Annotated in this window: 19 protein-coding genes; 7 read left to right on the top strand and 12 right to left on the bottom strand. The window is 65.4% G+C overall.

The genetic code is table 11. The features are described from left to right. The first annotated feature begins 31 nt into the window (after positions 1–31). Positions 32–1477: a DUF1501 domain-containing protein gene (locus ACYOEI_RS16080; RefSeq protein ID WP_462850541.1), complete on the top strand. Its 1446-nt coding sequence runs from the start codon at positions 32–34 to the stop codon at positions 1475–1477. A 124-nt stretch (positions 1478–1601) separates the two neighbouring features. Here the strand turns inward: ACYOEI_RS16080 and ACYOEI_RS16075 are convergent, their stop codons facing one another. The 5 genes from ACYOEI_RS16075 to ACYOEI_RS16055 all read right to left on the bottom strand — a co-directional run bounded on the left by ACYOEI_RS16075 (position 1602) and on the right by ACYOEI_RS16055 (position 5841). Further along, on the bottom strand, positions 1602–2051 hold the full coding sequence (locus ACYOEI_RS16075; RefSeq protein WP_462850540.1) for a hypothetical protein: 450 nt from the start codon (positions 2049–2051) through the stop codon (positions 1602–1604). Between the two features lie 431 nt (positions 2052–2482). Continuing rightward, positions 2483–3556, bottom strand: a complete 1074-nt coding sequence (locus tag ACYOEI_RS16070; RefSeq protein WP_462850539.1) for an enolase C-terminal domain-like protein — start codon at positions 3554–3556, stop codon at positions 2483–2485. A 28-nt stretch (positions 3557–3584) separates the two neighbouring features. Then, positions 3585–4322, bottom strand: a complete 738-nt coding sequence (locus ACYOEI_RS16065) for an SDR family NAD(P)-dependent oxidoreductase (RefSeq protein WP_462850538.1) — start codon at positions 4320–4322, stop codon at positions 3585–3587. Positions 4323–4410: 88 nt separating this feature from the next. Further along, positions 4411–5316, bottom strand: coding sequence for a LysR substrate-binding domain-containing protein (locus ACYOEI_RS16060; RefSeq protein WP_462850537.1), 906 nt, complete (start codon positions 5314–5316; stop codon positions 4411–4413). Between the two features lie 378 nt (positions 5317–5694). Then, on the bottom strand, positions 5695–5841 hold the full coding sequence (locus ACYOEI_RS16055; protein ID WP_462850536.1) for a hypothetical protein: 147 nt from the start codon (positions 5839–5841) through the stop codon (positions 5695–5697). 79 nt (positions 5842–5920) lie between these two features. Here ACYOEI_RS16055 and ACYOEI_RS16050 point away from each other — a divergent pair, with 79 nt between their 5' ends. The 3 genes from ACYOEI_RS16050 (at position 5921) to ACYOEI_RS16040 (ending at position 10504) form a co-directional block, all read left to right on the top strand. Next, positions 5921–7414: a TolC family protein gene (locus tag ACYOEI_RS16050; protein ID WP_462850535.1), complete on the top strand. Its 1494-nt coding sequence runs from the start codon at positions 5921–5923 to the stop codon at positions 7412–7414. 136 nt (positions 7415–7550) lie between these two features. Continuing rightward, positions 7551–8903 carry an HlyD family secretion protein gene (locus tag ACYOEI_RS16045; RefSeq protein WP_462850534.1) on the top strand — a complete coding sequence of 451 codons (1353 nt, stop codon included), beginning with the start codon at positions 7551–7553 and terminating at the stop codon, positions 8901–8903. Further along, entirely contained in the window at positions 8900–10504 is a 1605-nt protein-coding gene (locus ACYOEI_RS16040; RefSeq protein ID WP_462850532.1) for an MFS transporter, read from the top strand. The genes ACYOEI_RS16045 and ACYOEI_RS16040 overlap by 4 nt, the downstream gene beginning before the upstream one ends. Positions 10505–10572: 68 nt before the next feature. Here ACYOEI_RS16040 and moeB read toward each other — a convergent pair whose 3' ends face one another. From moeB to plsX, 6 genes are all read right to left on the bottom strand, one after another. After that, on the bottom strand, positions 10573–11766 hold the full coding sequence (moeB, locus tag ACYOEI_RS16035; protein ID WP_462850530.1) for a molybdopterin-synthase adenylyltransferase MoeB: 1194 nt from the start codon (positions 11764–11766) through the stop codon (positions 10573–10575). 58 nt (positions 11767–11824) lie between these two features. Further along, entirely contained in the window at positions 11825–13075 is a 1251-nt protein-coding gene (gene fabF, locus ACYOEI_RS16030) for a beta-ketoacyl-ACP synthase II (protein WP_462850529.1), read from the bottom strand. A 1-nt stretch (position 13076) separates the two neighbouring features. Next, positions 13077–13310 (bottom strand): acyl carrier protein, encoded by a 234-nt coding sequence (gene acpP, locus ACYOEI_RS16025; RefSeq protein WP_462850528.1) that lies wholly within the window; start codon positions 13308–13310, stop codon positions 13077–13079. Between the two features lie 334 nt (positions 13311–13644). Then, positions 13645–14418 carry a 3-oxoacyl-[acyl-carrier-protein] reductase gene (fabG, locus tag ACYOEI_RS16020; RefSeq protein WP_462850527.1) on the bottom strand — a complete coding sequence of 258 codons (774 nt, stop codon included), beginning with the start codon at positions 14416–14418 and terminating at the stop codon, positions 13645–13647. 218 nt (positions 14419–14636) lie between these two features. Further along, entirely contained in the window at positions 14637–15548 is a 912-nt protein-coding gene (fabD, locus tag ACYOEI_RS16015) for an ACP S-malonyltransferase (protein ID WP_462850526.1), read from the bottom strand. 158 nt (positions 15549–15706) lie between these two features. After that, a complete protein-coding gene (plsX, locus tag ACYOEI_RS16010) occupies positions 15707–16732 on the bottom strand; it encodes a phosphate acyltransferase PlsX (protein WP_462850525.1) in 1026 nt (341 codons plus the stop codon). 643 nt (positions 16733–17375) lie between these two features. On the opposite strand from plsX, the gene ACYOEI_RS16005 reads away from it, so the two are divergent. From ACYOEI_RS16005 to rsgA, 3 genes are all read left to right on the top strand, one after another. After that, complete coding sequence (locus tag ACYOEI_RS16005) at positions 17376–19721, top strand: hypothetical protein (RefSeq protein WP_462850524.1); 2346 nt, start codon at positions 17376–17378, stop codon at positions 19719–19721. Between the two features lie 297 nt (positions 19722–20018). Continuing rightward, complete coding sequence (locus ACYOEI_RS16000) at positions 20019–20465, top strand: ACT domain-containing protein (protein ID WP_462850523.1); 447 nt, start codon at positions 20019–20021, stop codon at positions 20463–20465. Between the two features lie 485 nt (positions 20466–20950). Beyond that, the gene (gene rsgA, locus ACYOEI_RS15995) at positions 20951–22099 is read left to right on the top strand and encodes a ribosome small subunit-dependent GTPase A (protein WP_462850522.1); all 1149 of its coding nucleotides are present in this window, start codon (positions 20951–20953) and stop codon (positions 22097–22099) included. A gap of 121 nt (positions 22100–22220) precedes the next feature. On the opposite strand, the gene ACYOEI_RS15990 is transcribed toward rsgA, so the two are convergent. Next, positions 22221–23234, bottom strand: a complete 1014-nt coding sequence (locus tag ACYOEI_RS15990; protein WP_462850521.1) for a sugar phosphate isomerase/epimerase family protein — start codon at positions 23232–23234, stop codon at positions 22221–22223. Positions 23235–24440: the final 1206 nt, after the last annotated feature.

The raw sequence follows: 24440 nt of genomic DNA, 5'->3' as shown, positions 1-24440 counted from the left end.
CTCGCGGCGACGTCCTTGGGGGGCCGCAACGATGAGCTCGAGTCATGTGGAATGGGTCCGCACGCGTCGAGAGTTTCTCGCGAAGGCGGGCCTCGGGTTCGGCGGCCTGGCCCTCTCGGCGATGCTCGCCGACGATGCGCTGATCGGCCGAGCGGCGGCGGAGGCCCCTTTGGTCGACCCGCTTCGGCCCCTGGCACCCCGCGTCGGGCATTTCGCGGCGAAGGCCAAACGCTGCATCTTCCTGTTCATGGAGGGGGGGCCGAGCCACATCGACCTCTTCGACCCCAAGCCCGAGCTGACGAGGCGGCATGGGGAAACCCTCCCCGCGAGCTTCGGCAAGGTGTTTACGCCGATGGGGGTCGGCGGGAATACCTTGCTGGGGAGCCGGCGCAAGTTCGCCCAGCACGGCGAGAGCGGGATGTGGGTCTCCGACTGGTATCCGCACGTCGCCAAGGTCGTCGACGACATCGCCCTGATCCGCTCCTGCTGGGCCGACGGGGTGAATCATGTCGGTAGCGTCTGCCAGATGAACACGGGGAGCATCCTGGCGGGGCGACCCAGCCTCGGGGCGTGGGTGACTTACGGGCTCGGGACGATCAACCAGGACCTGCCGGCGTTCGTCGTCATGAGCGACGCCGCGGAGCCGATCGGCGGGCCGAAGAATTGGGGGAACGCCTGGCTCCCCGCGACCTTCCAGGGAACTCCGTTCCGCAAAGACGGGGCGCCGATCTTACACCTCGCCCCCCCCGGATCCATCACCGACCGCCAGCAACGCGCCAAGCTCGACCTGATCGCCGACCTGGACCGTCACCACTCGGAAGCGAGGGCCGACGACACGAGGCTCTCGGCTCGGATCGCCTCGTATGAGCTCGCCTACCGGATGCAGGCCGAGGCTCCCGAGGCCATCGACCTCTCTTCCGAGACCCCCGAGACGAAGTCGCTCTACGGGTTCGATGACAAACGTTGCCGGGACTTCGGCGCGATGTGCCTTCGCGCCCGACGCTTAGTCGAGCGAGGCGTGCGCTTCGTGCAGATCTACTGCGGGTCGGGGAGCCAGTGGGATGCTCACCGCGACCTCGAGGGGAATCACGGGCGGCTGTGTGCCCGGAGCGACCAACCGGTCGCGGCCCTGATCACCGACCTGAAACGGCGAGGCCTGCTCGACGATACGCTGGTGATCTGGGGAGGAGAATTCGGCCGGACGCCGATGAGCGAGAAGAGCGATGGGCGAGACCACAACCCTTACGGATTCAGCATGTTCATGGCGGGCGGCGGCGTCAAAGGGGGCTTGACCCTCGGCACGACCGACGAGTTCGGCCTGAGGGCCATCGAGGATCGCGTGCACGTCCACGACCTGCACGCCACGATCCTCCACATCCTCGGCCTCGACCACCTCAAGCTGACGTTCCTCCGCGAGGGACGCGAGGAACGCCTGACGGTCAACGGAGGTAAGGTCGTCCGGTCCCTCCTCGCCTGAGGATGTGAGTCGAGTTGGACCGCGCGTCGAAGCCGCGAGGCGCGACGTCTGACAGGCCCGAAACGCCAGCGAGTGAATCGGCTCCAAGAGATTGAAGGCGATTCACTCGCTCGCGCTTTCAGGTTCATCGTCGTACGCTGGACTGTTCCGCGGCGACCTTGGCAATTCTCGACGGCGAGTTCAGGTAGCACGTCAAGGACGCACCCGCGGCCGCGTTCTTCGGCTCGGGGAGTCGCAGGCCTCGGCGGACGGTCCGCTCCGGCTGGCCCGGTTCTCGGATCGTGATCTTGAACGCGCACTCACGATCGAGGCTGTCGGTGCGGACATTCTCCAGCACCAGTTCTTGCTCGCCGGTCGAGGTGACGTGTCGGGTTTCCGGCCGGAATTCGCAGCCGTCGTGGGCCGGCTTGATCTCGACGTCGCAACCACGCCCACCTGGGGTCAATCCGGCGACCTTCAGGATGACATGGACTTTATAACCCACGGGCTTCTCGGCGGCGGAGGCCGAGCAAACGAGGGCCGTCGCGGTTCCCACGGCCAGTGCCAAAGCGGCCATCCGTGACCTGCCTTGCATCGGTTCGACTCCTTTGATTCGGTCGGGGTCCCTCCAGAACCGGTGCATTTTCGACGTTGCTGGGACGGGCGGAAAGGTAACCGGGCTCGATGTTCCACGCAAGGTCAGATCACTCCACTCGCCCGGCGCAGTTTCTCCTTTCGTAATGATCGGCGATCGGGCCCCCGAACTTTGAAAACCGGCTCCCGAAGATCGAAATCAATTTCGGCCGAAGGGCGGGAGGAGTCGGCTGAGGGAGGGGGATTGGAATTCAATCTCGCCACGGATTGAACGCGGATGAAACACGGACAAGATGATGAATAAAAAAATAAATTTACGTAAATTTAATATGCGGCGATTTTCGTGATCTGTTGATTGTGTTTTTATAATATTGGTTCGATCGATTTGTTGCGGAGAAGTCAAGTCGGTGTGAGCGAACCTACAAAAGCGGACTAAACCGAAAAACGTTCGACGGCCGACTCGTTCCAGGCGACGCCGGATCCGACCACGTTTTCGACGGTGGCCATCCCATCCTTGACGACCAGGGAAGATTCAAGGATCGGGTTCCACCAGTCGGCGTATTCGAGCCAGTGGGCGGTCGGCGTCGCGCAGAGGAGCTGCGCGCTGATCTCGGGGAAGATGTGGCTCGAGACTCGGAGCTCGTTCGCCTGGGCGAGTGCCGAGGCACGGAGCCAGCCGGTCACGCCGCCGATCTTCATCACGTCGGGCATGATGAGGTCCGACGCCTGGGCCTCGATGGCATGCCGGACGTCGAGCGTCCCCCACCAGTTTTCGCCGCACTGGATCGGGGTCTTTATGGCGCGGGCGATCCTGGCATGGCCGGCGTAGTCGTGGGCGAGCGTGGGTTCCTCGACCCAAGTGAGGCCCTCGTCGTCCAGCACCCGGAGCCGTGCCTCGGCCTCGACGGGCGAGAGGCACTGGTTGTAGTCGACCATGATCGCGACGTGGTCGCCGACTGCGTGACGGATCGCCCGGATGACCGCGACGTCCTCCTGCACCGAGGGGTAGCCGATCTTGGCTTTCACGCCCGTGAAACCGCGTTCGACCCATTCCGCTGCGGCCTTCGCGGAGCCCTCGGGCCCGTCATATCCGACCGCCCCGTAAGCTGGGATCGGCTTCTCGAGGCCGCCGAGCAAACGGACGAGCGAGGTGTTTTGTCGGCGAGCGAGCGCATCCCAGACGGCCATGTCGATAGCCGAGAGCGCGATGCCGACGAGTCCCTGAGAGCCGAGCAGGCGGAACTTTCGGGAGAGCTTCTGCTCGAGCTCGAGCGGGGCCAGCGGCTCCCCTCGAATGAGGTCTTCGAGGTTCCGAATGAGGTCGGCGGTGGGCTTGAGCGCCGCCGGGGTGTAAGTGAAGACCATGCTGTGACCGACGAAACCGTCATCGACGACCACGTCGGTCAAAATCAGCGGCGACTCCGAGACCACGCCGCCGGCCGTCCGGTGCGGGTGGGACATCGGGACGCGAACCGCCCGCACGTTCAGGCCTCGGATCGTGGACATGAGGGTTCCTCTCCGACCCGAGGGGCCGTCAGATCGTTCGACCACCGTCTGCGACCAGGATTTGCCCGGTCATCAAGGTGGTCTCGCAGGCGAGGAAAAGCGTCACGTCGGCGATGTCCTCGGCGGTCGCGGGTCGTTTCAGGGGGGTCGCTTTCATCGCCTCATCGATCATGTCCTGATGGTCCGCCAGCCAGCGCGTCTGGACGGGGCCCGGGGCGACGGCGTTGACACGGACGGCCGGTGCGAACGCCTTGGCCAGGCTCTTGGTCAGCGTGATGACCGCGCCCTTGCTCGCCGCGTAGGCGATCGAGCTGCCGGAGCCCGCAACCCCCGCGACCGACGCGATGTTGACGATATTGCCCGAGCGCGCCGTGAGGTGCGGCATCGCGGCCCGACTCACGAAGAACGTCCCTTTCAAATTCACATTCAAGATGTCGTCCCAGACTTGCTCCGTGAGCCCATCGAGGTCGATATGGGGGACGAAATACGTCGTCGCCGCGTTGTTGACGACGACGTCCAGGCCGCCGAATTCCTCGACGGTCCGCGCGACCATCGCCTTGACCGCCGAGTCCTCGCCCACATTTGCCTGTTGGAGGAGGACCTTGGCACCTCGTTGGCGCACGCCATCGGCGGTCTCCTCGGCCTCGGCCGCCGACCTCGAATAGTTGACCGTCACGGCGTATCCCCGCTCCGCGAATCGCCAGGCCACCGCCCGCCCGATGCCCGTCGCCGAACCCGTGACTAGCGCGACTCGAAGCTGACTCATGCCCCTAGGCTCCTTTTGTAGAAAATATGAAAACGTGAAAAAATCACTTTGTTTGCTTTTTATGGATTTTCTGGGATAGCCGGTCTGATCATCCGAGCGGTGTCAACCCTTCCGAGCGGATGACCTGGGCGGTCGCTTTTGCGAAAGCCACGGTCGCCCGGGAGCGGCTCGCGGTCTTGCCCCAAAGTAGTCCGACGCCGAGCTTCGTCTTCGATCCTTCGACCGCGATCGGCCGAAGTCCGGGTTGGCCGCGCCCGAGCACCGCCAGCGGCAAGAAAGCGACTCCGATGCCTTGTCTGATTGCCGCGAGGATCGCCTCGACCGTGTCCAACTCGACCGAGCACTTCGGCTCAACCTTCACGAGGTCGAGCGCCTCGTCGGTGTACCACCGCAGCCACGACCCTTTCCGCGGCACCAGGATCAATGACTCCCGAGTCAGTTCGGACAGCCGGACGCTCGGCTTGTCGGCGAGAGGATGTCCGTCCGGGACGATGACCACGAAATCCGTGCTGAGGAGGAGCTCGAACTCCACCCCCGGGGTCCTCGGCGGGTCGAGGCCGATGCCGAGGTCGAGGTCACCGCTCTTGAGCGACGCCTCCATGTCCAGTTGCCAGAGGCGGTCGACCCTGATTCCGATCCCGGGGTGGGCCCGGGTGAAGTGCGAGACCACCCGGGGGACGAGGAGGTGGTCCAGGACCTGCACGACCCCGACCGCGACCTGGCCACGGCTCAGGTTGTCGAGATCGGCGATGGCCGGGATGGCATCGTCGAGGACGCGGATCGCCCGAGAGGCGTGATCTCGCAGGACATTCCCCGCCATCGTCAGCCGGACGCCCCGTCCCGACCGTTCGATCAGCGGGACGCCGACGCGCAGTTCCAGCTCCTTGATGTGGCGGGACAGGTTGGATTGCGACATGTGCATTTTCTTGGCAGCAAGGGTGAAGCTCTCCAGCTCGGCGACGGCCAAGAAGCAGCGAAGGTTGCGGATTTCCATTGTCAGATAATACCGACGAGGGCGAGTTCGATTCCTCGGCCGCCGCTCCTGATTCGACGGCAGGTGCGGGGGCCGGACCAAACCCCTATGAAGGAGGAATTCTCGAAGAATGAATCGAGAATATTGAAATCGTTGATTTGTATTGCTGTTTCTGTGTCATCGGTTGCCGAGATCGGTCATCTCGTCGATGACGCTGCAAGAATAGGCCCTCATCGACATTTTCGATGACCGCGATCGAGGAGTCGCACGATGAAACCCTGGAATCTTGGAGCACTTATTCCGATAATGATACCGAAGCTCACCCCGCATCGAAATAAGTACGCGACATCGATTCACGTTGAAGTCTTCGCGTCTCCGTCGGGGCGTCAACGCGGCGGGTTAAAGTCCTAGGTTGTGGAGGATGGATCCGATGGGTGCACGGAGGGCATCGCTCAGGTATTCCTCCGCACGCCCGTGGGCATCGATCGCCGTCTCGGTGATCGTCACGGGCTGCGTCAATTCGCCATCCAGCCTGCGTGAGTCCATCTCGCGGTCGTTTGAACCTGAAAAAGCGGTGACATCAGGAGAGGCTCCCGCTCGAGTCGGCGGTCCGATGAAGGACCCGATGGTGACGCGAACGGCAAGGACGCGAGATCCCGAAGAGCGCCAGGCAAAACCGGACCCTGCGAGCCTTGATCTGCCGCCGGCCCTCGAAGGGACCTCGCTGAAAGCGAGTGTGACTCGTCACGAGCCGCCCCGTGCCAGTCTGCCCACCAGCCCGGATGATTCCGAGCTCGACGCCGTCCTCGCGGCGGGGCGTCCACTGGGTTTGCCGGAGGCGATCGGCCTGGCGTTCCGCTTGCAGCCAAGGCTCCGCGCCCATCTAGAGACCATCGCCCAGGCGCGGGGCCGTCGGCAGATCGTCGCCTCCACGTTCCTGCCGACGGCGGGGGTGGCCGGCAGTGCCGGCGGTTACGAAGTCAGTGCCGGCGGAATACCGGTCTCGACGGGGCTCAAAGCCCCGCCCGGCTTCACGTTCCTGCCGTCCACGGGCGTCCTTCCGGTCGGCTTCCACGTCGCTTCCGGATACGAGCTCGTCGACTTCAAGCTCCAGTGGCTGATCACCGACTTCGGCCGTCGCCTGGGCCTGCATGAGCAGGCCAGGCTCGCGGTCGACGTCGCCCAACTCCAGACCGACCGCGCCTTCCAGACGGTCTCCAACGAGGTGTCCGTCGCCTATTATGACGTCCTGAAGGCCCAGGCCCTCCGCACGACGGCCCAGGATTCCATCCGGCGTGCCGAGGAACAACTGGTCGACGCCAAGAAGCTGGAAGGCGAAGGGGTCGTCGAGCGAGAGACGGTACTCAGGGCCGAGGTCTTCCGTTCCGAGTCCCGCCAGCTACTGCATGCGGCCGTCGAGGCGGAATTCGTGGCCATGGCGGCGCTGAACCTGGCCATCGGCCTGAAATGCGGAGAACCGATCCGCGTGGCCGAGACCGGCGCCCTACCACCGTTCCACCTGACGCTGGGCGACTGCCTCGAGGCCGCGATCCGGGAGCGGCGGGAATTTCAGGTGGCGAAGAAGACGGTGGAGATCTCCCAGGCCGGGACCCGGATTGCCAAGGCCCAGTTCGCCCCCAAGGTGATGGGCGGTGGCAACCTGATCGACATCCGGCAGAACAGCAACTCGGGACACGGGGATGTCGCGATCGGGTTCATCCGCGTCGAGTGGGAGCTCTTCGAGGGCGGCCGACGCATCGTCGAGCGCCAGGTGGCCGACTCCCGCCTCCGCGAGGCCATGGCCCAGGCCGAGTCCATTGCCGACACCATCGCCTTCCAGGTCAACGAGGCGTATCGGCGGATGGACGCCGCCCGCCTCGGGATCGAGGACGCCCGGCCGGCGATCTCGCAGGCGGGCGAGAATCTCCGACTCGTCCAGCTCAGGGCGAAGGAGGGGAACGCCATCCCGACGGAGATTACGGACGCACAGGCCTCGCTGACCCGGGCCGAGCAGAATTATCAGAATTCTCAGTACGCCTACCTGACGGCGATCGCCAGGCTGGAGTACGCCATGGGGAAGACTCCGACCCCGGCGACCCTGGCCTTCGGCGGTCCTTAACCGAACGAGCGTGAGTGCCATGTCTGAGCCAGCCAGTCCGGCCGTCGACACGACTAAGACGACTCAAGTCCAGGGTGCCGTGGCTCCTTTGATGGGCGATACCCCGGCCGGGCGTGCGAGAGCTCGACTCGTTCGAATGGGAATTGTGCTCGCCTTGGTCGGTGCAGCCGCCCTGGCATTCCCGGCGGCCTGGAGCGGGGCGAGCTACCGTCGTACCCACTCGCTCACTGATGATGCCTTCGTCGAGGCTCACATCATCAACATCGCACCGCAGATGGTTGCCGGGCGCATCGTCAGGTTCTTTGTCGACGAGAACGACCACGTCGAGGCTGGCCAGGTGCTCGCCGAGATCGATCCGACTCCCTACAGCGACAAGGTCGTATTGGCCCGCGCGAAGCTGGAGGCGGCACGGGCGGAGGTCGTCCGCGAGAACGCGGGGCTGGAACGAGCGCGCAAGGAGGTGCCGATCCAGGTCGAGCTCGCACGGCGTACGCTCGAGGCCGCGACCATCGACCGAGGGAAGGCCGAGGAGGGTCTGAAGCTGACCCGGGACGGGGTGGAGAAGGACATCGAGGAGGCCCGCGCGGGCGTCAAGGCGGCGCGGGCCAGCCTCACGCTCGCCGAGCAAGAATTCGGACGATTCTCGAGGCTGGCCCAGCAAGGAGCCAGTACCCAGGAACGCCAGCAACAGACGACGCAGTCCCGCGACGCGGCCCAGGCCCAGGTCGAGCTCGCCGAGGCCAAGCTGGCCAAGGCGCTCGTCTCTCGGACGCAAGTCGACATCGCTCGCCAATCACTCGACGCGGCCCAGTCGGGCACCGCGAAAGCTTCCAAAGGTGTCGATCTCTCGCAGGTCGGCTACGACCAGATCCACGAGTTGGAATTGCTGATCCGGGTGAAGGAGCTGACCGTTGAGGAGGCCGTGAGATCCCTGGAGGCCGCCGAGCACGAGCTGGAATACACCCGGGTGCGGGCACCATCGGCGGGCGTCGTCGTCAAGCGATACCGGCACCTCGGGGACTTCGCCCCGGCGGGCGCGACGATCCTGAGCCTCTACGACCCCGAGTTTCTCTACGTGGAGGCCAACCTGGAGGAGACCCGCCTGCCCGGGGTCGCGCCGGGCAACCCGGTCCGGATCGTGATCGACGCCTTCGATAGGCCGTTCTCCGGTCGTGTGGTGTGGATCAACAAGTCGACGGGGGCGCAGTTCGCGCTCTTGCCGCGCAACGTCGTCTCGGGGGAGTTCACTCGCGTGGTCCAACGCGTCCCCGTCCGCATCCAGGTCGACCGGGACGATCGCTGGCCGATGCTCCGCGCCGGCCTCTCGGCAAGAGTGGCCATCGCCCACGGCAAGGGAGATCCCACCTGGGCGGCCTCGGCCTCCCGGGCCATGGCCGGGTTCGAGGCCCGCTACAACCGCGTGGGCAGGACGTCGCCCCCGAAGGAGCCGCTCCCCTCGGCGGCCGTCGGAGGGTCGCAGAAACCGTGACCTCGAACCCTGCCCCGTCGAACCTCGCATCGCCTTCCCCTCCGGCTCCCCTGGGCCGGGGCCATGTCCGTGCGGCTGCCGCGATTTTCCTCGTGCTGATCACGGTCTACCAGACGCTGGTCTTGACCGCGGTGACCGATGACGTCATCCGCAAGGCGATCGAAGCCGAAGAGTATGACATGATCTGGGCCGACGTGGCCTGGGGCGTCGGGATCATCTATAGCCTGTTCGGGGCCTTCTGGCTCGCGGGCCGGGTCGGGGCGAGGACCGCCCTCGCCTGCGGCCTGGCGTTCTTCGCCGCGGGCAACCTCCTCTGCGGTGCGGCCGTGGGACTCCCGGGGTTCATCGTCGCTCGGTTCGTGGAGGGGATCGGCAAGGGACTCACGATCGCCATCGGCCGGGCGACTCTCTACAAGCAGTTCGAAGCGCGGCTGCTCATCGCCATCGGTTTCTACGGCGTCTGTGCCTACGCCACCAGGCCATTGACACCACTGGTTACGGCTTATGTCAACGAGTGGGCCTCCTGGCGGTGGATCTTCTGGATGAACGTGCCCGTGGCCCTGGCGGGGCTCGTCGCGGTGTTGCGGTACCTCAAGCGCGACCGACCGCCCAGGCCCGTGCAGGTGCCGGTCGATTGGTTGGCCGTCTCGACCTTCGTCGGTTGGGTCGTCTGCCTGCTCTTCGCCTTTAAGTGGTATCGCAAGTGGGGCGGGTGGACGTCGAACGAGTTTGCCGTGGTCGCGATCCTTTGCGCGATCCTCCCCGTCGCGCTGGCGGCCTGGCTAGGCTCGAGATTCAGCCCGGACGAGAACCTCCGGCGTCTGCTTCGCAGCCGGGTCTACGTCTTGGCCATGATGGTCCGGCTCCTCCTGCTCCTCAACCTAGGCGCAGTGCTGGCGATCATCGGCCAGTATCTGACTGAACTTCGAGGCTACCCACGCGTGACCGCGGGATGGGTGCTGGCCCCCCCCGGACTGGCGATGGCCGCTACGACGCTGCTAACGACGGTTTTCCACCGCCGGCCTCTGCGCCACGTCTGGCTGCTCGTCGGCGTGATCGGGTCCTCGGCCTGTCTCTGGTGGCTCTCCTCCCTCGACAACTTCACGGCCAAGGAGCACACGGCCTTCGTGCTGGCGTGCTGGGGAGGTTGCATTGGCCTGTTCCCGCCCGTGTTCCTCTGCGATGAGGTGGAAGGCATTAGCCCGAAGGACATGCTCTATGCAGGATCGCTGGCCGCGGTCGCCCTCGTCGTCCCTCTTCTGATCCTGCCGACGATGACGGGCACGGCCATCAAGGCCTGGTCCGACCGGGCGCTCGACGTCTACCGGGCCAACTTGAGCGAGGGGAGGCCCGCTGTGGCGGAGGCCGCCGCCCGCGTCTCCGATTATTATCGCCAGCGGGGTCTCTCGGGGGCGGAGCTTCAGCAGGAGACATCGACCGTCCTAGGCACCTTCGCCGCAGCAGAGAGCGTTGCCATCGGCTTCCGCCAGGGGATCCGCTTCCTCAGCCTGGTCGTCCTGGGATTGGGCCTGGCCGTCGCGGTTGCCCTGGCGATTGCGGGCCGCGGTTTGCGTGCTCCGCCCGGCGCGGGCTATCGGTAATCACCCTCCCCGGCCCTGCCTAATCCCGGACACACTTACGCCTTCGCCATTGGCGGCAGTGGGGACGATCAGTAGTTGGGGAGGCTCGGGTCGACGTCCTTAATCCACGCGAGGATCCCGCCGGTCATGTTGCGGAGGCGGGTGAAGCCGGCTTCGCGCATCAAGGTGATCGCCTTGGCGCTCCGGGCCCCGCTCTTGCAATGCACGATCATCGGGATCGATCGATCGAGCTCGCCGAGTCGGGCCGGGAGCTCAGGGAGTGGGATCAAAGTCGTGCCGGGTATCCGGCAGATCGCGATCTCTTCGGGGTTGCGGACGTCGAGGATGAAGGGTCGATCGCCGCGGTCGAGGAGGGCTTTCAACTCCTTTGCGGAGATCGTGTCGCCCTCGGGAGCCGTCTCGGCCGGGGCATGGGCTCCGGGGACACCGCAGAACTCCTGGTAGTCGATCAAAGCGGTGATCGTCGGGTTCGGCCCGCAGATCGGGCACTTCGGGTTCTTGCGGACGGTCATCTCGCGGAACGACATGTCGAGGGCGTCGTACAGCAGCAGGCGGCCCGTCAGGGGACGGCCCGAGCCGAGCAGGAGCTTGACGGTCTCGGTCGCCTGGACGACGCCGATCAGGCCGGGCAGGATCCCGAGCACGCCCCCCTCGGCACAGCTCGGGACCAGGTCCGGCGGCGGAGGGACCGGGTAGAGGCACCGGTAACAGGGCCCATGCGGCGGGAAGAAGACCGAGGCCTGGCCGTCGAACCGGAAGATCGACCCGTAGACGTTGGGCTTGCCGAGCAGGACGCAGGCGTCGTTGACGAGGTAGCGGGTGGGGAAGTTGTCGGTCCCGTCCACGATGACGTCGTAGTCGGCGAAGAGTCCCAGCGCATTACTGCTGTCGAGCGGTTGCTCGTGCCGGATGACATTCAGCTCCGGGTTGATCGCCTGGAGCTTCTCCTGGGCGCTCGTCACCTTCGGCCGGCCGACGTCGGCCGTGAAGTGGATGATCTGGCGCTGGAGGTTCGAGACGTCGACGACGTCGAAATCGACGAGCCCGATGGTCCCGACGCCGGCGGCGGCGAGGTAGAGGGACAGCGGAGAGCCAAGGCCTCCGGTGCCGATGCAGAGCACCTTCGAGGCCTTGAGCCGCTTCTGCCCCTCCATCGCCACCTCGGGCATGATGAGGTGGCGGGCGTAGCGCTGGATTTCGGCCGAGGAGAGGGGAGATGTCTCGCCACGCCCCCCCAGGAGGTCAATCGCTGGTGTGTTCATTCGAGGATGGCATCATTTCGGGGAGGCGGGCGACTCGGATCGAGGGCCGGGACCGGCCTCAGCGCGGCCGATAACGGCCGACGATGAGGCTGGCGTTATGGCCGCCGAAGCCGAAGCTGTTGGACATCACGTGGTCGACGCGGGCTTCGCGAGCGACGTTGGGGATATAGTCGAGGTCGCAGCCCTCGTCGGGATGCTCGAGGTTGATGGTGGGCGGAAGGACGTCGGTGTGGATCGCCAAGGTCGAGGCGATCAACTCGACCCCGCCGGAGGCACCGAGGAGGTGCCCGAGCTCGCTCTTGGTGCTCGAGACCTTCAGTTCCTTGGCGTAAGGGCCGAAGACCGACTTCATCGCGATCGTCTCGGCGAGGTCGCCGAGGCCGGTGCTGGTCCCGTGCGCATTGATGTAATCGATGCGTTCGGGGGCCAACTGGGCGTCGGCGAGGCAGAGGGACATGGCTCGGGCCGCCCCTCGACCTTCCTCGTCGGGTGCGGTGATGTGCGAGCCATCGGCCGACATCCCGTATCCGAGCATCTCGGCGTAGATGCGAGCCCCGCGAGCGAGGGCGACTTCTTCGGCTTCGAGGATCAAGATCCCCGCCCCTTCGGAGAGGACGAAACCGTCGCGGTCGCGGTCAAATGGGCGGCTGGCGCGGGTTGGATCGTCATTCCGGGTCGACAGGGCCCGCATGGACGCAAACCCGCCGAGGCCCATGTGCGTGATCGCGGCCTCGCTGCCGCCCGTGATCATCACGTCGGCGTGGCCGAACTGGATGGCCTTGAAGGCGTCGCCGATGGCGTTGGCCGCCGAGGCGCAGGCCGTCGCGATCGCGGTGTTCGGGCCGCGGAGGCCCCAACGGATCGAGACCTGCCCACTGGCGGCGTTGACCATCAGCTTCGGGATCGTGAACGGGCTGATCCGCGACGGACCCTTCGCGATCATGGTCGCGTGTTGGGTCTCGAACTCGTTGAGCCCACCGATCCCCGACCCGATGATCACCCCGCAGCTATGCGGTTGATACTTCGAAAAATCGATACCCGAGTCGGCGACCGCCGAGATGCTGGCGGCCATGGCGAACTGGGCGAAACGGTCGAGGTGGCGTGCTTCCTTGGCGCCGAAACGCGCGACGGGATCCCAGTCGCGCACCTGGCCGCCGAAGTGCACCTTGAAGTCGGTCGTGTCGAAGAGGGTCAACGGCCCGACGCCGCTCCGGCCTTCGCAAAGCGACGACCAGAACCCGTCCAGCGTGTCGCCCAGCGCCGTAACCACCCCCATGCCGGTGATGACGACTCGGCGTGGCATACCCATTTTACTTACTGTGTTCCTCGATGTACTGGATCGCCTGGCCGACGGTCTGGATCTTCTCCGCTTCCTCGTCGGGGATCGTGATGTCGAACTCTTCCTCGAACTCCATCACCAACTCGACGGTGTCGAGGGAGTCGGCACCCAGGTCGTTGACGAACGAGGTTTCGCGGGTCACCTGGTCCTTGGCGACGCCCATTTGCTCGCTCACGATTTCGATCACGCGTTCTTCCACGGACACGGGCGAATCTCCTGATCGTATTCTCGAATTCGAGTCAAGGCCGGCCCTCACACCGTGTCGTAACGGTTCGGGATCCGGCAATGAGGGTCGTTCGTCGGCATGGCACTGAAAAAATCCTCGGCCGAGCCACCGGAAGCCGAGCCACAGCCGGCGCCACGAGGATGTCCCCAACCTTATCGGTCAAACCGCGTCACGACGTCAATCCCAAGGGAGAGAGTGAGCCGTAAGACGTCCGAAGCTAACAACCCCCGACTCAAATGTCCACGGAGTCGTCGAAAGCGAGGACTCACCTCCGACACGCCTTCGACAACTCGGGGCCCCATCGACCCCACGCTCAGGCCGTCATCCCGCCGTCGACCGCGATCACCTGACCGGTCAGATAGCTGGCCCCGGGGCCAGCCAGGTAGCAGACGAGGTCGGCGATGTCCTCGGGATTGCCGAGTCGCCGGACCGGGACGCGCTCCTTGACCTCGGTCTTGATCTTCTCGGGCAGGACGTCCGTCATGTCCGTGGTGATGAATCCCGGGGCGACCGCGTTGACCGTGATGTTTCGCGGGGCGAGTTCCCGGGCGATCGTCCGGGTGAATCCGATGACCCCCGCCTTGCTCGCGGAGTAGTTGGCCTGACCGGGGTTACCCACCAGACCGGAGACGCTGCTCACGTTGATGATGCGGCCGTAACGGCCTCGCATCATAATGGCGCCAACGGCCTTTGAGAAGAGAAACGTCCCTTTCAGGTTGGTGTCGATGACCTCCTGCCAGGCGTCTTCTTCCATCCGCAGCATCAGGCCGTCTCGGGTCACGCCGGCATTATTCACCAAGACATGAATCTTGGAGAATTTCGCTTCGACTTCTTCGACGACTCGATTGACGTCGGCCGAGTCCGCCACGTTGGCGGCGAACCCTTCCGCGACACCGCCGGCATCCCGGATTGCCTGGAGCGTTCCCTCAAGCCCCTGCAACGTCCTCGCGACGCCCGCGACGGTCGCCCCACATGCGGCTAGCCGGATCGCGATCGCCCGTCCGATCCCCCGCGAGGCACCGGTGACGAGTGCCACCTGGCCGTTGAGGTCGACTCGACATCCCTGCACCGTTTCGCCGCTGGCCATGTTCGGAACATCCTCCGCTGCGGGGGGCTCGTTTCGCCGGAATCTTCATCCGGGATGGGGGTTGGACTGGTTATAATCCCCGCTGACTTGGCCGTTCAACCCCAAATCAAGAATGCGCGAAGGGCTTGCCATGCTCCGGAGGCTGGCCGTCGGGACGCCCCCCTGGTTTCAACAAGTGAGCAAAATTCGGTGGACGTCGATTTCACCGGGGCCGACGCTCAGCGGGCCGGCACGCTCGTGCACGGTGTTTTGCGGTCGACCCGCTTCAAGAGGCCGGTCAAGACCCGCCCGGGGCCGATCTCGTAAAAGGTATCGAAGCCATCGGCGAGCATCCGGCGCATCGAGTCTTCCCAGCGGACTTCGCCGACCACCTGCGCGATGAGGGTCCGGCGGATATCATCCGCCTCGGAATGCGGCGAGGCGTCGACGTTCGAGTAGACCGGGACCTTCGGCGGGTTGATCGTGACCCCCGCCAGGGCTTCCGCGAGTTGGCTGTCGGCGGGCTTCATCAGCTCGGAATGGAAGGCCCCGGCGACCTTCAGGGGGATGACCCGAGACGCTCCGAGCTCGGTCGCGACCGCCTCCACCTGGGCCAGGGCCTCGTTCTCGCCCGAGACGACGATGTTGCCCGGCCCGAGAAGGTTGGCCTTCCAGAGCCTCCCCTGGGGGGCGACACGCTTGCAGAGCTCGTCGACGGCAGCCTCGTCAAGACCCAGGACGCTGGTCATACCGCTCGGAGTGGCGAGGGCCGCGGCCTGCATCGCCTCGCCCCGGCGTCGCACAGTCTTCAGCCCGGTCTCGAAGTCGATGGCCCCCGCGAACACGTGGGCGGTGTACTCGCCGAGGCTGAGGCCGGCGGCCCCTTCGCATTTCGCGACGACCTCGGGATCGGTCGCTTTCAACCCTTCGAGGGCGGCGAGGCTGGCGACGAAGATCGCAGGCTGGCTCACGTCGGTCGCCTCGAGGGCGTCGGCCGGTCCTTCCACGCAGACGTTCCACAGGTCGAAGCCAAGGATCTCCGCGGCGCGATCGAAGAGCTTGCGGGCTTCCGCGAACTCGGCCACGAGCTCGCGACCCATGCCGACGGCTTGGGCCCCTTGTCCGGGGAAAAGGAAGGCGATTTTCGGCATCGGGCGCTAACCTCGTGAGGCTGTCCAAAAACAGAACCAACGGCGTCGGCTTCGAGGCCTTTGGCGGGCGAAAGGGAAAGGGTGGGAGCGCGTCTTTTCGAGAGCCTGCGGGGCAACCTCGAAGTCTCCCCGACAGGCCCTTAGTCGGCTCGACTCGACTATTCCGCGACGCCGTGCTCGGCGGCGAGGCGTTCGACGATCAAGGCGTTGACCTTGTCGTCGGCCATGGTCGCGGCGACTCGGAGGGCGTTCTTGATCGCCCTGGAGCCCGACGCACCGTGGCAGATGATGCACGCGCCTCGAATCCCGAGGAGCGGTCCGCCGCCGAACTCCTGGTATTCGAATTGCGTCTTGAGGCCCTTGAGGCTGCCGATGATCGCCTGGCCGGCCTCGGGCGGGAGGCTCGGGAGGAGCTTGGCGAGCTCGCCCTTGAGCGAGGCGAAGAGGAACTCGACGGCCCCCTCACCCGCCTTGAGGAGGACGTTGCCGACGAACCCTTCGCAGACGACCACCCGTGCGTTCCCCTCGTAGATGTCACGCCCTTCGACGTTCCCGATGAACTGGCTCGCGACGGGGCTCGCCTGGTAGAGGGCACGGGTGGCCTTGGTCAGGTCGGTCCCCTTGTCGTCCTCGGTGCCGACGTTCATCAGGGCGATCTTGGGCTCGCTCACGCCGAGGATCGCCTCGGCGTAGATCGCCCCCATGACGCCGTACTGATAGAGGTCTTCGGCCTTCGGGTTCATGTTGGCGCCGACGTCGATGATGACGATCGGGCCTCGATGCGAGGGGAAGATCGCGGCGATCCCCGGGCGTCGGACGCCGGGGAGGAACATCTTGGCGTTGAAGAGGGCCGAGGCGACCATGGCACCGGTGTTGCCGGCCGAGACGACGGCCTTGACGTCGCCGGTGGCCATCAGGCCCCAGCACTTCGAGATCGAGTTGTCCCGCTTCTTCCGGAGCGCCTCGACCGGCTTCTCGTCCATGCCGACGACCTGGCTGGCGTGCTCGATCACCAAGCGGTCGCGGGGCGCGTCGGGGACCTTCTGCAGCTCGGCCTCGATCCGCTCGCGATCGCCGACGAGCACGACGGTCAGGTCCGGCTGATCGTGGACGGCCTCGATGGCGCCGGTGACGATCGGGCCGGGGGCATGATCGCCCCCCATCGCGTCCAAGGCAATCCGCATGCGGGGCTCTCCAATTCGGAAACCACGGGGCCGGAGTTCGGCGAGGCCGGGAGGGTAACGACGACGGGATGCCGGGGACCGGGCCGCTCGCCCCGACGCCCCGCATCCCGAGCAAACCTTCGTGATCGATCGCGCGTCGGTCGTCCGGCGAGAGCCGGCGATCGAACGTTTGAAGGGGAGGTCGGACTCCGGGTTCTTCAACGCTCGCCGGCCCATCCCAAAGGACTGTTCGCCTCCACGAATCCGGTCCAAAAAATGAACGGGCGCGAGGTATCGTAGAGGATTCGCTCGGGGACTGTCAAGCATCGAACGAGCTTCGTCTTCCCCTGGCCCAGCGAGCCCATGAGCTCGAGGAATGGGGTGGATCAAGCCGTTGGCATCGGGGCATTCCACTCGGGCTCCGTCCACGCGCGATCTCGGAGACTTTCGGCGAAGTGGGGTGTTGGCGCGGGGACTTCCTGGCTTATAGGATGCCAGTTGTAAGGGCGAGCTGACTTTGGACGAGAAAGCCCTCGTTCCCCTTCGGGAGATCCGATCTCCCGAGACGCGAACGGCCATCGGCTCACCCGCAACATTCCTCCCGGCTCCTGAGTTTGGCTCTTCCTTCGGCCCGCCACAGGATCCTCGCGAAAGGACCGCCCTCGTGCGACGAAATCCGGTTCGTTGGCGCCTCGTTCGGTCCTCACTCGGCGTCCTGATGCTGACGTTGGTCGTCGGCTCGGCCTCCGCCGCACCACCATCGGCCACGGCGAGCGCGACTCCTCCTCCCCCGCCCGACACTCGGCCCCTCGCCCGCTACATCCCCGGCGAGAACCTCGTCCTCTATCTGGAGTTCAGCGGGCTCGCATCCCACGAGGAGTCCTGGAAGAAGACGGCGGCCTTCCGTCTCCTGAATGAGACGACACTCGGGGCCATGCTCGAGGACCTCGGGGCCCAAGTGTTCGACATGAACAAGGGCGATGGTGCCAATCGCAAGGTGACCGGTGCCGACGTCGTCAAGATGCTCAAACATTTGGCCTACAACGGCTTTGTTTATACGTCGTTCGTCCCCTCCAAGCAGTCCGGGAAGCCCGTCAGCGCCCTCGTGATCCGGTCGGCGGCCCGGAAGGACGCCCGGGCGCTTTTCAGTCGGGTGATGCTTTCCCGCATGCCCGGAAAGGCCGAACTCTCCAAGCGTCCCAGCGGCCGATCCCTCGTCCTGATGACCGGGACGAACGCCGCTCGGAAGTGGACCTGGTGGGCAGAAGGCGAAGACCTGATCGCGGTCGATGACCTCCCCGAAACGGCCGACTTCGTCGGCGAGGTCATCGACGGGAAACATCCGAACGCCGTCGAGCACCCGTCTCGAGTGGAGCTGAGCAAGGCCGAAGACCGGTTCGAACCCGTCGCGTTCGGCTTCGTGGAGCCTCGGATCCTCGAGAGCACCCCGGTGAAGACAGCCCTCTCCGGGGCCCAGAAGCTCGACGTCCGCTGGGGCTTCTCGGACGAGGCGTTGATGAGCGTAGTCCGGATCGGGTCGCCCAAGCCTCGCCAGGGGCTCCTTTCCCTGTTCGATGGGCCGACCTTCGACCGCAAGTCGCTCCCGCCGATGCCCGCGGAGATCGACGCCTTCGTCGTCGTCTCACTGAATCTCGCCAAGGCCTTCGACCTGCTTACGAAAGGAGACGGGGCGCTCCCCCCTCCGATCTTGCGGGCACTGAACCAAGGAGTCGAGACTCTCAAGACCAAGTCGCGTCTCCAACTCCGCAAGGATGTCCTGGCCCACCTCGGCCCCAAGATCGCCTTCTACATCGCGCCCGGTTCCGCCGCCAAGAGCGAGGCCGAGCCGCCGGTCCTGCCCGAGGCGTTCGCGGGGGCGTATGGCGCGATGTCGGCCATGCTGGGCATCATCCAGATACCGCGCTACACCTTCCTCGTGGACGTCGACAATTCCGTCACATTCGGGCCCGCACTCGACGGGTTGATGATCTTCGTCAATCAGCAGCTCCGGGCCAAGTTCACGCCCGCCGAGGACGCCGAGGCGGACGAGCCGGGGCGGGCCGGTCGCCCCGCCTCGAAGACCGCCAGGCGCAAGGGAGACCGCGTGCCGACGCCCGAGTTTCGCCTGATGCCGGGGCAGACACGCTCGTTCGTCTTCAGCCTGCCCAGCGAGCTCGGCAAGCTCCCCCCGGGTATACGCCCGACGGTCCGTCTCGGAGAGAAGGAGATCGCGCTGTCGGTCTCTCCGGAGTCGGCCCGCCAAGCGTTGGAGATCAAGAAGGGTGAGTCCTGGGCCCCCACCGACGAACTGACCACCGCCTTCGACCTGCTGCCGGACGGCCTGAATTTCCTGAGCCTCGGCGATCCTCGCGACACGCTTCCCGAGGAACTGGCTGGGCTCCCGGGGCAGGTCCAGGCGACGATCAACACGCTGATCTTGACGAGGCAGGCCGTCGCCGGTGCCCCAGGGGCGCCCGGCAACGACCCCCGAGGAGGTTCGCGTCCGGGAGCCTCGAGTCCGCCGGGGCAACCCGCGGCCGGCGCCGGCTTCGTTCCTCCCGGCGCCAGCCGGGAGCAACTGATGCGTCGCGATGCCGAGTTCGGCCGACCTGGAGCTCGGCCGCCGGGAGGGCAGGCGCCTCTCAATCAACCGGGCGGGGCTAACAACGCCAAGGCGACGGTGGGGGTCGTGGAGTTCAACATCGACCCGGATAAGCTCCCTTCCGCCGAATCCATCAAGGAACTGCTCTTCCAGAGCACGTTCGCCATCGCGTCGGACGACCAGGGGATCCGGATCGTCATGCGAGAGGCATTCCCCTCGCTCTTCAGCCCGAAAATCCTGAACGCACTGGCCTCGAATCTCCTGCCCAAGTCGCTGCTCGAAGGCGAGCCTGACCCGAAGGCAGGGGACGCGGCGAAGCCCGCCGCGGGGGCACCGGGAACTCCGAAGGGAGTTCCGGGAGCACCGACCCCGCCTCAGGGTGGACGTCGACGTCGAGATCTCGACTGAGAAAACGCAAAGAGCCGGCCGACTTCGGATGGTCCATTCGCGCCGGCTCTGCGTAGAAACCGGAGGTGAGACGATCACCAGCCCGCGGATGTCGGTGGGTCGGTCCCCCCACCGACTGACCTGATGCGGTATCGGACGACGCGCCTGCACACCACGTGGGTCCGCCGGGGCGGCTCGCCTGATCCGGTCGCGCCGATTGGCGGCGACTTCAGGTCGCGGATGAGGGACAGGGAGGAACGGTCTCGAGACGGGTTCGCACGCGTTTGGTCATGATCCTGGTTTTGGGGAGATGATCCGATGGTATTCGTGCAAGAAGTGACGGCCTTCCTGGAAAACAAGCCCGGTCGCCTGGCGAAGATCTGCTCGGCGCTGGCGCACGAGAAGATCGACATCCAGGCGCTGTCCGTGATGGACGCTTCGGAACGCAGCGTCCTCCGGTTCGTCACCGACGACCTGGACCGGACGAAGAAGGTCTTGAACACCCTGGGGGCCGAATTCACGAGCATCGAAGTCCTGGCCGTCTCGATGGACAATCGAGCCGGAGCCCTGTCCCGCATCCTCGAGCGCCTCGCCGAAGAGCACATCAACATCGAGTATGCCTACGCGTCGAGCGCCTCGGCAACGGGCAAGTCGCTCGGGATCTTCCACACGTCGAACCCGAAACGGGCCTTGCAGGTCCTTACCGAGGCGGTGAACACGAACGGCGACCGATCCGCGGGACGTCGCCCGTTGCACGCCCGCTGAGCCCCACCGACTCGGGAGCGGGCCCGTCCCGGTGAGATGGGCCCGCTCCGGACCTGGTCATCCATCCTCGAGCCCTTATGGCCTCTCTTGGGTCGTTTGGATCTCCGCATTCGCGGATGGTCGCGACGAGCCGTTGAAGGGCCGCCGGGGGTCGTCTACCATCGCCGTAGTGATATGCGTCAACGCGAGGCGTTGGGGCTATCCCGAACCGCGTGATTCGTAGGAAGATGATCCCCCCGGTCGGTGGGGCGCTCCTGCCCCGCAAAATTTGTCTCAGCTTCCCCGGTAAGAGCGGAGCACTCCGGACCTGCGGCATTTGCCTCAACTCCCGCAGCAAAAGTGGGGCAAGAGTGCCTCGCCTACCGGGGGAGGAGAGTGAGTCGTTCGCGGCTGAGAATAATGAAAGCGGCCTCGGCATACTCGGAATCAAGTCGTGACGCGACGGTAGGCGGCATTCAGCTCTTCCCAAGGAAAAGGCGGTGTGTGTGTCGAAGAAGAAGAAGGTCCGGGTCGCGTTCAAGAAGAACCGGCAGAAGCGGACGCGGGCCAACGACCTGACCCGGAGCTTCTCCCAGGAAGGGGGTCCGCGCGTCGAGCCCGCGGCCGGCGAGCGAGTCCGTGCCAAGGGGGATCTCTCGCGACATCGGACGATCATCACCGACGCCAGCGACGCCGGGTCCGACTCTCAGTCCCCGGAACGCCGCGCCGTGGACCTCTCGAATTGTGTCCCTGGCCGTGTCGTCCGGGTCCACGGGCTGCTCTCGATCGTCGAGGATGCCGAAGGTCACGCCCACTCCTGTCACGTTCGCGGCATCCTCAAGACCATGGCGATCGATGGGCGGAACGTCATCGCGGCGGGCGACCAGGTCTGGTTCAGGCCGGCCGTGGCCTCGGGCGAGGAGGGCCTTATCGAAAAGATCGAGGCGAGGCGTAGTACGATCACGCGCGGGTATCGACGCCGCGAACACGTGATCGCGGCCAACATCGACCAGGTGCTCATCGTCTCCGCTTTCGAGGAGCCCGGGCTCAAGCTCCCGCTGATCGACCGCTACCTGATCTCCGCCGAGACCGGTGGCGTGCGCCCGGTCATCGTCCTGAACAAGGCCGACCTCGTCGACCTGGCGCCCTACCAGTGGATCATCGGCCTCTACACTCAGCTCGGCTATGAGACGCTCGCCACCTCGGCGGCGACCGGCCTCGGGATCGAACGGCTCCGCTCCATGCTCTCGGAGGGGACGATCGCGTTCTCTGGCCAGAGCGGCGTCGGCAAGAGCTCGCTACTGAACGCGATCCAGCCCGGCTTGAATCTGCGAATCCGCGAGGTCTCCGGCTGGACCGCCAAGGGGAAGCACACGACGACGACCGCGGAGCTCATTCGCCTCGACTCCGGCGCCCACGTCGTCGACACGCCTGGCCTTCGGCAGTTCGAGCTCTGGGGGGTCGACCCGGGGGCGGTCGAGGGGCACTTCGTCGAGTTCCGGCCCTACATCCCGCTCTGCAAGTTCCCAGACTGCTCCCACACCCACGAATCCGAGTGCGCCGTCAAGGATGCCGTGCACTGGGGACAGATCCATTTCGGACGATACGAAAGTTATCTCAAACTCTATTATCAACAATCGATTGATAACGATTGATCGCGAGCATCGCCGCCACGCGGGCCCCGGCGGCTTGACTTGGGGGCCGCAGTGAAATTGGGATCGACGATTAAATTGTTAATTTTGATCATGCGATTTCGTGTTTCTTCCCCCGTCCGACTCAGGATTCGATCCGCGCCACTACCGGCGCGACCGATCTGAGGTATCCGAGCGAGCTGGCCAACCAGTCGAGGTCGCGTTCGGCCCAGGGGACGGCTTCGATGGTCCCGGGCCTGGCGAGGGAGCCTTCGGCAAATCGGCGCTCGCAGGCGGCGGCGTAGCGGACGACTGAGGCGAGGGCGTCGGGGCGGAGTCGGGGGAAGAAGGCGAGCCAGGTCGGATCGTAGATCGGCAGGTCGTAGGTCCTCGGGTGGAGCTCGATCGAGAGCCGAAGCCCCGGATTGGCCCGGATCAAGGGGGCGAGGACGTCGGGGATCGGCACGATCCCGGAGCCGACGGGCCTGGCCTGCCAGCAGAGGCCTCGAGGGGTGAACGCCAGGACGGCGTCCTTGACGTGCGTGGCCAGGACCAGGGGCGCGAGCCGTTCTGCGGCCCTGACGGGCTCCTCGAGCCGCATGAGGAGGTTCCCCGTGTCCAGGGTCACTCCGGCGACGTCCTCGCCGAGCTGGTCGACGACGTCGAGGAGCTCGTCGACGGTGGCGTCGGCGTGGGTCTCGAGCGCGACGCGGACCCCCAACTCGCGGAGCCTGGGGGCGAGGCGACCCAGGACCGCGAGAGACCCCTCGAGCTGCGTTTTCCAGCGGACATCGGTCCGGAATCGATCATGGCGGTCGCCTAGATAGGCGCGGGCGTGGCGGGCCCCGAGTGCGGCCACGGCCTCGATCTGGACGGCGAGCGTCCGCGCGTGCGCCGTTGTGTCGACCTCGCATCCCAACTCGCGCGAACGCCTCACCGGGTTCGGCGAAGGGATCCCCACCTCGAGGTAGAGCCCGAGCGAGTCCGCCAGTCGGCGGTGCTCCTCGAGGGCGTCCGGGGCCAACTCGAGATCGAATGCCGAGGGGTCGAGGAATTGGACCCCGTCGAACCCATGCGCCTTGGCGAACTCGAGCGTCGTCCGGGCCGAATGCGCCCGATGGGCGATCGTATAGTGATCGAAGCCGATGTGGACCGACATCCTCGTGTACTCCTGGATCGGGATCCGCGACAGGTCCGACCATCGCACTCCAAGGCTTCGGCCGCAAGCCCTCGATAGCCCTCGCCGCCTCGGTTTCGCAACTGTATGTGAGTTATGATCTCACGGCCATTCAGGCATTCGCGAACGCGCCGGATCCGGAGAATTCTCGGGAAAAGTCGCGGTGAGAGGGTTGACTGATCGGCGATCTCATCGTATTTTGGCGACCGTCCTGCGAGCACGACACTCTTCGCTTCGCCTCTGAGTCGTGCTCCAATCTTTCGATGTAGATTGATTCTCATCCCACCCTTGTTCTGAACCACGCCTCTCATTCGTCGTGGCGTGGAGTTCGCTAGAAAAAATCAGGCTCGATTCCTGGTCGGCAGGGATGCTATCGCCGGGTTCGATCCTCTACCGTGAGGGAAGGGTCTCGGCCTCGTGTCGAGTCTCCATCTCTCGGGAGAATGGCCACACGGCCCGCGCGCCGTCCTGGCAGGATGCCGAGACGTCGCGGGCCGCGGTTGGCCTTTCACTCGCCCTTCTCCTCCCCTCGGATCAAGTCCTCAAGCCCGCCGAATCCATTTTCATAAGCATTCGATTTCACGAAGTGCTATTTGAAGGCGTTTGCTTTTTGAACGTCTAGGAACCTGAAAACAATCATTCGTAACCGCTAGGCCATCGCCGATCGAAGCCAGCCGGCGGTGATGCATGATTTTTTACAAGGCGTGGTCTCCGGCCGATTGAGATTCGCCGGGACTCCTTTATTAAGGATCGACCGTTGTGCGTACGCCCTTGCCGGTCCGAGGGCGTTGTTGTCGATCTCGACAGCGATTGCCCCCGTCAGGTCGAGGCGTCTCGGGGATGCGATTGATCGTCGCACCGGCGACCCGATGCGTCGTCGGGTGATCGAGCGTGGAACGCGCGCCGATGGCTGTCCTGCCCACACCCTTCGAGGCTCGTGAGCTTCGCCACGGCCTTGTGTCGGCCTGGAGATCATCCATGCGGCTTGCGCAGAGCAGATCATGCGAGAATGGGACGGGCTGGGCGCGGCCGTTGACTTCGCGCTCAGGATCCGTTCCGGGCCGAGGGGAGGGACGGCGCAGGTTCGATCGCTATTGTAAGAACGGCGATATGATTGTTTGAATGCGCATGACCGACGGGGATTCGTCGAAGCGTTTCGAGGACTCGAAGTCGTCGAGAAACCGGTAC

Source organism: Singulisphaera rosea (assembly GCF_054877945.1).
The sequence above is the reverse complement of the archived record's forward strand: the minus strand, read 5'-3'. Positions and strand labels throughout refer to the sequence as shown.

What these genes read in the sequence shown, in the direction of transcription:
- ACYOEI_RS16050 (WP_462850535.1), top strand. Translation starts at nt 5,921, where the DNA reads ATGGTGACGCGAACGGCAAGGACGCGAGATCCCGAAGAGCGCCAGGCA.
- ACYOEI_RS16070 (WP_462850539.1), bottom strand. Translation starts at nt 3,556, where the DNA reads ATGTCCACGATCCGAGGCCTGAACGTGCGGGCGGTTCGCGTCCCGATG.
- ACYOEI_RS16080 (WP_462850541.1), top strand. Translation starts at nt 32, where the DNA reads ATGAGCTCGAGTCATGTGGAATGGGTCCGCACGCGTCGAGAGTTTCTC.
- fabG (WP_462850527.1), bottom strand. Translation starts at nt 14,418, where the DNA reads ATGGCCAGCGGCGAAACGGTGCAGGGATGTCGAGTCGACCTCAACGGC.
- ACYOEI_RS16075 (WP_462850540.1), bottom strand. Translation starts at nt 2,051, where the DNA reads ATGCAAGGCAGGTCACGGATGGCCGCTTTGGCACTGGCCGTGGGAACC.
- moeB (WP_462850530.1), bottom strand. Translation starts at nt 11,766, where the DNA reads ATGAACACACCAGCGATTGACCTCCTGGGGGGGCGTGGCGAGACATCT.
- ACYOEI_RS15990 (WP_462850521.1), bottom strand. Translation starts at nt 23,234, where the DNA reads ATGTCGGTCCACATCGGCTTCGATCACTATACGATCGCCCATCGGGCG.
- fabD (WP_462850526.1), bottom strand. Translation starts at nt 15,548, where the DNA reads ATGCCGAAAATCGCCTTCCTTTTCCCCGGACAAGGGGCCCAAGCCGTC.
- ACYOEI_RS16065 (WP_462850538.1), bottom strand. Translation starts at nt 4,322, where the DNA reads ATGAGTCAGCTTCGAGTCGCGCTAGTCACGGGTTCGGCGACGGGCATC.
- ACYOEI_RS16045 (WP_462850534.1), top strand. Translation starts at nt 7,551, where the DNA reads ATGGGAATTGTGCTCGCCTTGGTCGGTGCAGCCGCCCTGGCATTCCCG.
- ACYOEI_RS16000 (WP_462850523.1), top strand. Translation starts at nt 20,019, where the DNA reads ATGGTATTCGTGCAAGAAGTGACGGCCTTCCTGGAAAACAAGCCCGGT.
- plsX (WP_462850525.1), bottom strand. Translation starts at nt 16,732, where the DNA reads ATGCGGATTGCCTTGGACGCGATGGGGGGCGATCATGCCCCCGGCCCG.
- fabF (WP_462850529.1), bottom strand. Translation starts at nt 13,075, where the DNA reads ATGGGTATGCCACGCCGAGTCGTCATCACCGGCATGGGGGTGGTTACG.
- ACYOEI_RS16060 (WP_462850537.1), bottom strand. Translation starts at nt 5,316, where the DNA reads ATGGAAATCCGCAACCTTCGCTGCTTCTTGGCCGTCGCCGAGCTGGAG.
- ACYOEI_RS16055 (WP_462850536.1), bottom strand. Translation starts at nt 5,841, where the DNA reads ATGGACTCACGCAGGCTGGATGGCGAATTGACGCAGCCCGTGACGATC.